Raw genomic sequence first — 2,706 nt, 5'->3', positions numbered from 1 at the left:
GACAAGGACCTCGTCAAGAAGCTCGAAAACGCCTCGGCGCTGAAAGGCGACGAGGACCGGCCCGTTTCGGGTTCGCTCGGGCTGATGGCCAAGGCGCGCGGCGACCGCGAACAGCTGGTCGCCGCACTTTATGCCGATGCCCGCTATGAAGGCGTCGTCACCATCACCATCGACGGCAAGCCGCTCGACGAACTGCCTCCGGATGCCGAATTCAAGGGGCCGCAGCCTATCCCTGTGGCGATCAATATCGCCACAGGCCCCAAATTCACCCTTGGCGACATCCGGCTGGAGGGCGACGCGGCGGGGCTGATGAGCGCCGATTATGGGCTGATATCCGGCGGCGACGCCGGATCGGGCGCGGTGCTCAAGGCCGAGGCGCTGATCGTGCGGACGCTGAAGGAGCAGGGCAGGCCGCTGGCCAAGGTGACCGACCGGCATATCGTCGCCGACCATGCCACATCGACGCTCGATGTGACGCTGACGGTCGCAGCCGGGCCGGTCGCCGGCTATGGCGCGACCACCGTGGAAGGCACCGAGAAGGTCGACAGGGACTTCACCGAATACATGACCGGGCTGAAGCGCGGCAGGCAATACTCGCCACAGGAGATCAGCGACGCGCGCGACAGGCTGCTGGCGCTCGAGGTCTTCAACAGCGTGACGTTCAAGGAAGCCGACAAGCTCGACGCCGACGGCAACATTCCGATCGGCGTCCAGGTCAGCGAGCGCAAGCCGCGCTTTTTCGGCCTTGGCGGCACCTTCTCGAACACCGAGGGGCTTGGCCTCGAGGGCTACTGGGGGCACCGCAACCTGTTTGGCCGCGCGGAAAAGCTGCGCATCGACGGCGCCATCAGCGGCATCGGCAGCAACAATCTGTCCGAACTGAACTACAATGCCGGCATCATGTTCGAGAAACCCGGCGTGATCGGACCGGCGTCGAAGTTCTTCGCCAGCGTCAAGACCGTGCTCGAGCATCCGGATGCGTACGACCATTTCTCGGTCAAGGGCAGCACCGGCCTGTCCTACGAACTCGACAAGAAGCAGACCGTGTCGGCCGAGGTGGCGCTCGATTATTCGCGCATCCATGACGCCTTCGGCAAGCACACCTACCTGATCGCCAGCATTCCGCTGCAATATGTCTATGACAACAGGGACAGCAGGTTGAACCCGACCAGGGGCTTCAGGGTGCTCGCCTATGCCGAGCCGAGCTACGACATACTGAGTGGTGCGGCCTTCCTCAAGCTGAAGGGCGAGGGATCGGCCTATCAGTCGCTGGATACCGCGTCGAAATTCGTGCTGGCTGAGCGTGTCGCCATCGGCTCGATCGTCGGTACCGGGCTGCAGAACGTCCCGGCCGACCGGCGCTTCTATTCCGGCGGCGGCGGCTCGGTGCGCGGCTATACCTATCAGGGCATCGGCCCCAAGGATTTCACCGGCCAGCCGATCGGCGGCCTGTCCTTCTTCGAGACCTCGGTGGAGATGCGCATCGCCGTCACCGACACGATCGGGATCGTGCCCTTCGTCGATGCCGGCACGGTATCGACGAAGTCGGTTCCCAACTTCTCCGACGTCAAGGTCGGCGCCGGTGTCGGCCTGCGCTATGTCACGCCGTTCGGGCCGTTGCGCATCGACGCGGCCGTGCCGCTCAACCGTGATCCCGGCGACCCGCATTTCGGCATCTATGCCGGCATTGGCCAGGCCTTCTGACGATGAAAACGGTCTGGCGCATCCTTCGCATTGTCCTCTACACGCTGCTGATCATGGTCGCGGGCGCGATCGGCGCGCTCGTCGTGCTGACCAAGACCGAGCGTGGGCGCGACAATCTCGCCGGCATCATCTCGCGGCTCGCCTCGAGCGAGGATCGCAAGGTCACCGTCAGCGGCATCGACGGCATCTGGTCGGGTAATCTCAGCGTCGACCATGTCGTGCTTGAGGATCGCGAGGGCGCCTGGCTGGTGGCGCGCAAGGTGGCCGTCGACTGGTCGCCGACGGCGCTGCTGTCGAAAAGCTTCAGCGCCGACCGGATCGCCGCCGGGCGCATCGAACTGGCGCGCCTGCCGGTGGCCGGTTCGCAGCCGCCGGCGCAGGGCGGCACGACGACTCTGCCTGTCTCCATCGACATCAAGCAGATCGACCTGCCGGAAATCGCGCTCGGCGAGCAACTGGCCGGCAGCGGTATCGCCGAGCTCGCAGCCAAGGGAATGCTCAAGGCCGATGCCGCGCCACTGGCGGTCCAGACGGTGCTCAACGTCACCCGTCACGACGGCAAACAGGGCAATGTCGATGCCAATATCCATTTCGCACCCGCCGACAACAAGCTGGACCTCGACCTCAAGGCGTCGGAGCCGGCCGGCGGCATCATTGCCAACCTGCTCAAGCTGCCGGATGCGCCGCCGGTCGATATCGTCGTTTCGGGCAGCGGACCGCTTGCCAACTGGAGCGGTGTCGGCACTTTCCTCGTCGACCATCGGATCGTCACCCAACTTACCGGCCGCCACCAGCTCACCGACAAGGGCAATCATGTCGAGGCCAAGGGCGACGGCGATTTTGCGCGCTTCCTGCCGGAAAACCTGAAGCCGCTGTTTGCCGGCAAGACCAGCTTCGATGTCGCGGGCACAGCCACATCGGCGGGCGGCATCAGCATCGACCGGGCCAGCATCGAGAGCGATGCGGTACATGGCACCGCCGCCGGCATTGCCGATCCTGCCG

At 65.0% G+C, this 2,706-nt stretch carries 1 protein-coding gene and 1 pseudogene; both read left to right on the top strand.

Annotated features, from left to right (window positions below):
- A partial coding sequence (locus EOA36_RS32870; RefSeq protein ID WP_145969440.1) for an autotransporter assembly complex family protein occupies positions 1-1,704 on the top strand: 1,704 nt, incomplete at its 5' end.
- A gap of 2 nt (positions 1,705-1,706) precedes the next feature.
- Positions 1,707-2,706: pseudogene (locus EOA36_RS32865) on the top strand (translocation/assembly module TamB); the annotation flags it as partial.

The organism is Mesorhizobium sp. M8A.F.Ca.ET.021.01.1.1, from assembly GCF_003998025.1.
Taxonomy (GTDB): Bacteria; Pseudomonadota; Alphaproteobacteria; order Rhizobiales; family Rhizobiaceae; genus Mesorhizobium.
This window is presented reverse-complemented; position numbering and strand designations above follow the sequence as displayed.